This is a genomic window from Streptomyces sp. KLMMK (assembly GCF_036961605.1).
In the GTDB taxonomy this organism is placed as follows: Bacteria; Actinomycetota; Actinomycetes; order Streptomycetales; family Streptomycetaceae; genus Streptomyces; species Streptomyces telluris.
Genome location: NZ_JBAMDC010000460.1, coordinates 1 through 4,728 on the forward strand (window position 1 = coordinate 1; position 4,728 = coordinate 4,728).

The 4,728-nt window shown below is 71.3% G+C and carries 6 protein-coding genes; all 6 read left to right on the forward strand.

Annotated elements, in window-relative coordinates:
- The coding region (locus V7793_RS33575; RefSeq protein WP_336013481.1) for a hypothetical protein at nucleotides 1–180 on the forward strand (180 nt) is incomplete at its 5' end.
- Between the two features lie 314 nt (nucleotides 181–494).
- Nucleotides 495–839, forward strand: coding sequence for a YbaB/EbfC family nucleoid-associated protein (locus V7793_RS33580; RefSeq protein ID WP_336013482.1), 345 nt, complete (start codon nucleotides 495–497; stop codon nucleotides 837–839).
- 116 nt (nucleotides 840–955) lie between these two features.
- Complete coding sequence (gene recR / locus V7793_RS33585) at nucleotides 956–1,555, forward strand: recombination mediator RecR (protein ID WP_336013483.1); 600 nt, start codon at nucleotides 956–958, stop codon at nucleotides 1,553–1,555.
- The gene (locus tag V7793_RS33590; protein ID WP_168095113.1) at nucleotides 1,548–2,204 is read left to right on the forward strand and encodes a DUF5063 domain-containing protein; all 657 of its coding nucleotides are present in this window, start codon (nucleotides 1,548–1,550) and stop codon (nucleotides 2,202–2,204) included. Before recR ends, V7793_RS33590 begins: the two co-directional genes overlap by 8 nt.
- Nucleotides 2,205–2,362: 158 nt before the next feature.
- Nucleotides 2,363–3,421, forward strand: coding sequence for a methyltransferase (locus tag V7793_RS33595; protein ID WP_336013484.1), 1,059 nt, complete (start codon nucleotides 2,363–2,365; stop codon nucleotides 3,419–3,421).
- Nucleotides 3,422–3,616: 195 nt separating this feature from the next.
- The gene (locus tag V7793_RS33600) at nucleotides 3,617–4,591 is read left to right on the forward strand and encodes a helix-turn-helix domain-containing protein (RefSeq protein WP_336013485.1); all 975 of its coding nucleotides are present in this window, start codon (nucleotides 3,617–3,619) and stop codon (nucleotides 4,589–4,591) included.
- Nucleotides 4,592–4,728: the final 137 nt, after the last annotated feature.

A 4,728-nucleotide genomic window follows, 5' to 3' on the forward strand; every position in this document is an offset into this window, starting at 1 on the left:
ACGCCTCCGCAGCCTCCGGCCGCCCAGGCGTACCGCGAGCCCGAGCCCCCGCCCGTCGCCCCCGAGGACGACATGCCTGCCGAGGACGATCCCGACCTCGACGAGACGGCCCTGACCGGCCACGATCTGATCGTTCGCGAGCTGGGCGCGACGGTCATCGAAGAGATCGCGAACGAGTAGAGCGATCGAGCGGCCGAGCGGCCGAGTGGCCGAGTGGCCGAGTGGCCGAGCGGCCGAGTGGCAGCGGCCGAGCGGTAGAGCAGCAGAGCGGGTGGAGTCGGCAGGGCGAGTAGGGCCGAAGGGAACGGGTAAGGGCGAACGGAAACCCGCCGAGCGGGCGGGGGCTCGGGCTCGCGGTGCGGGAATTCCCGGGTGCGCCGCATGCGCCCCAGGGCGCCCCCCGTTCTTCTTCGCCCGGCATGGGGCGCCGGAGGCGGCGACCACGTAGGCTCGGGCTACCGAGACAAACGTCGTCGAGAGCCAGGAGCGAACCCGTGATTCCCGGTGGTGGCCAGCCCAACATGCAGCAGCTCCTCCAGCAGGCGCAGAAGATGCAGCAGGATCTCGCCGCGGCGCAGGAAGAGCTCGCCCGTACGCCCGTCGAGGGCTCCTCGGGCGGCGGCCTGGTCAAGGCCACGGTCACCGGTGCCGGCGAGCTCCAGGCCCTGGTGATCGACCCCAAGGCCGTCGACCCCGAGGACACCGAGACCCTCGCCGACCTCGTCGTCGCCGCCGTCCGTGACGCCAACGCCGCCGCGCAGCAGCTGCAGCAGCAGAAGCTCGGGCCGCTCGCCCAGGGCCTGGGCGGCGGCAGCGGCATCCAGGGCCTGCCGTTCTGACGGCGGCCCCGGCGGCCCCGCCGCATCCGACGGCAGCCCGCCGCACCCGCCACAGCAGCACCCGCCACAGCTGAAGAAGACCGAGCTGAAGAAGCCCGAGAAGGAGCATTCGATCCGTGTATGAAGGCGTGGTTCAGGACCTCATCGACGAGCTGGGCAGGCTGCCCGGCGTCGGTCCCAAGAGCGCGCAGCGGATCGCCTTCCACATCCTCCAGGCCGAGCCGGCCGACGTCCGCCGGCTCGCCCACGCCCTGACCGAGGTCAAGGCCAAGGTCCGCTTCTGCGCGGTCTGCGGCAATGTCGCCCAGGAGGAGCGGTGCCGGGTCTGCCAGGACCCGCGCCGCGACTCCTCGGTGATCTGCGTCGTGGAGGAGTCCAAGGACGTCGTCGCCATCGAGCGGACGAGAGAGTTCCGCGGCCGCTACCACGTGCTCGGCGGGGCGATCAGCCCCATCGAGGGCATCGGTCCCGACGATCTGCGCATCCGCGAGCTGCTCGCCCGGCTCGCGGACGGCACCGTCACCGAGCTGATTCTGGCCACCGACCCCAATCTGGAAGGTGAGGCCACCGCCACGTACCTCGCCCGCATGGTGAAGCCCATGGGGCTCAAGGTCACGCGGCTGGCCAGCGGCCTCCCCGTAGGGGGAGACCTTGAATACGCCGACGAGGTCACGCTCGGGCGTGCCTTCGAAGGGAGACGACTTCTCGATGTCTGACGCAACGCTGCACGACGCCAAGCGCGACCCCGACGACTTCGCGGTCTCGGTCGCGGACTCCATCGAGAGCTTCATCGTCGCCGTCGCCGAGGTGTCGCGCGGCGATGAGCCCGACAGTGCCGTTCCCTTCCTGCTGCTGGAGGTCTCCCAGCTCCTCCTGACCGGCGGCAGGCTCGGTGCGCACGAGGACTTCCTCCCCGACGAGCGGTACGAGCCCGACGTGGGCCCCGAGCCGGACGTCGACGAGCTGCGGGAGCGCTTCGCGCGGCTCCTCGACCCCGTGGACGTCTACTCGGAGGTCTTCGACCCGTACGTGCCGCGCTCCGCCCCCGTCGCCTGCCGGATCTCCGACGACCTGGCCGACATCATCACCGACCTGCGGCACGGCATGGCCCACTACCGCGACGGCCGGGTCAGTGAGGCCCTGTGGTGGTGGCAGTTCTCCTACCTGTCCAACTGGGGCCCGACGGCCTCGGCCTCCCTCCGCGCCCTGCAGTCCCTGGTGGCCCACGTCCGCCTGGACCAGCCGCTGGACGAGCTGGGCGACCTCGATACGGACTCCGCGGCCACGGAGGAGCAGCTCGCCGAAGAGGCGGGCCGCGTCATGGAGGCGGAGATCGCGGGTCCGCTGGGCCTGCGCGGCGCCTGAGGACCTGCCCGGCACCCGACGTGCCGATGTGCCAACGTGTCGACGTGCCGACGTGCGCTGTACGCAGCGCACTTCGGCCATAGTTGAGGATGCGACGTTCCCGTCCTCCCTCCCCTCGTAGCCTGCAAAGGCAGACCCGACACGAGGGGGATGAAGACATGGACATCACTCCCGGCACCGGCCACTCCGGCACCGGCCACCCCGCCAACGGCACGCATCACCTTGCTCTGGCAGCCCAGTTGAGCGAGGTCGCCTTCGGCCTCTTCCACGCCTCCGCGCTGCGCGCCGTGACCGTCCACCGCGTCGCCGACCACCTCGCCGGCGGCCCGCTGCAGCCCGACGAGCTCGCCCGCCGCGCGGGCCTGCACGGGCCGACGCTGCGCCGGTTACTGCGGCTGCTGGCCACGCGCGGCGTCTTCCAGGAGGACGGGGACGGCGCCTTCGGCCTCACCCCGGCCGCCGAGCTGCTCCGTACGGACGTGCCCGGCTCGGCGCACAGCGGGATGATCTGGCTCACCGAGGAGGTCTTCCGGCGCTCGGCAACGGGCTTCGAGGACGCCCTGCGGACGGGTGAGACGCCGTTCGACGCGGCGTACGGCATGCCGTTCTTCGACTACCTGCACACGGACGCGGAGGCGCAGACCCGGTTCGACACGGGCATGGCCGCCATGTCCGGCCCCGAGGACGAGGTCGTCGCCGAGGCGTATACGTTTCCGGCCACCGGCACGGTCGTGGACGTCGGCGGCGGCCGGGGCGGCCTCCTGCGCGCCGTGCTCACCCGCAACCCCGGGCTGTCGGGCGTTCTCTTCGACCAGGAACAGACCGTCGCCGCACACCTCTTGGACGTCAAGGAGACCGCGGGCCGCTGGCGTACGGACGCCGGGAGCTTCTTCGAGGCCGTGACGCCCGGCGGCGACGTCTACCTGCTGAAGCACATCCTGCACGACTGGAACGACGAGGACTGCCTGCGCATCCTGCGCGCGATCCGCGCCGCGATCGCCCCCGGCGGCACGCTGCTGGCGGTGGACGCGATCCTGCCGCCGGGCAACGACCCGCACTTCGCCAAGGGGCTGGACCTCATCATGCTGGCCTGTCTGAGGGGCCGGGAGCGTACGGAGGAGGAGTTCCGCGCGCTGCTCGGAGAGGCGGGGTTCCGGGTGAGCCGGGTCATCGCCACGGAGACCTTCGCCTCGATCGTCGAAGCGGTGGCCGAATAGAGCCGTACGCCCCCGTGCGCCCCCCCCGTACGCCCCCGAGAGTGCCCGTCCGGCTCCGCCGCAGGTGAAGGCCAAACCTGCCCGCAGTAAAACAAGGGTCAAACGTTCCCCCGCTTGATCATTTGGCCGGAAAGGCGTGCCAGTATCGGCCATTGGTCCTGATCGTAAGGAGCTGCCGAGAAGTGGGGGGATGAAGTGCTCCTGGGGTGTTTGGGAGTCACTGAGGAAGAAGAGCTGATTTATCGGTTCCTGTTGAAGGGGGAGAAGGGAACCGTCGAGGAGATCTGCGAGGCGCTGGGGCTGGCCGGATCGGACGTCTGCCCCGCCCTGGAGCGGCTGGCCCGCCTGGGCCTGGTGCACACCCGCGACGGCGGGGTCACGGCGGTCGACCCCGCCATCGGCGTCGAGCGGCTCATCGAGGACGCCCTGGCCGGCCTGCGGGCGCGGATGCAGCAGGTGGACGCGGCCAGATCGGCGGTCTCCGAGCTGGGGCAGGAGTTCCGGCAGGGGGTGCGGGCCCCGGCGGCGGACATCGAGCACGTCACCGGCGGCCAGGAGATCTGGGACCGGCTGGATGAGCTGGCCTTCTTCGCGTACCGCGAGGTCATGGCGATCCACCCCAGCTCGCCCTGGCGGGTCAAGAACATCGAGGCGGCCCGCCCCCTCGACATGCGCTGTCTGCGCCGCGGCCTGACCTTCCGGATGATCGTCGTCCGTGAGGCCCTGCAGGACACCCTGACCAGGGCCTACCTGGAAGAGCTCGGATCGGCGGGGGCGCAGGTCCGTTGCGTCGAGGAACCGGTTCAGCGGATGGTCATCTACGACCGGAGCCAGGCCGTGGTCCCGCTCGACCCGGGGGAGAACCGGCGCGGCGCCGTCGTCGTACGCCAACCGGGCCTGGTGACCAGCATCGTGGACCTCTTCGAGCACACCTGGCAGTCGGCCGTGGACATCTCCACCGTGGCCGGCGGCGACGAGAACCCGCTGTCCGAGCTCGACAAGCAGGTGCTGGATGTGCTCTCGCGGGTCGACAAGGACGAGGTCGCGGCGCGCGAACTGGGCGTCTCCCTGCGCACGTTCCAGCGGTACGTGGCCAACGTGCTGGGCCAGCTGGACGCCAGCAGCCGCTTCCAGGCCGCCGTCCAGGCGAAGGAGCGGGGCTGGATCTGAGCCCGCGTCCCTGCTGGCCGCCCCTGTTGACTGCCGCTGCTGACCGGCCCTGCTGACCGCTCCTGTTGACTGCCGCTGCGGGCGGGCGGGCGGCCCGTGCCCCGGCGGCCGGGCTACGGGGCCGAGGCCGGGCTACG

Excerpts from the sequence above, each read along its gene's own strand:
- V7793_RS33590 (WP_168095113.1), top strand. The coding sequence starts at position 1,548 with ATGTCTGACGCAACGCTGCACGACGCCAAGCGCGACCCCGACGACTTC.
- V7793_RS33595 (WP_336013484.1), top strand. The coding sequence starts at position 2,363 with ATGGACATCACTCCCGGCACCGGCCACTCCGGCACCGGCCACCCCGCC.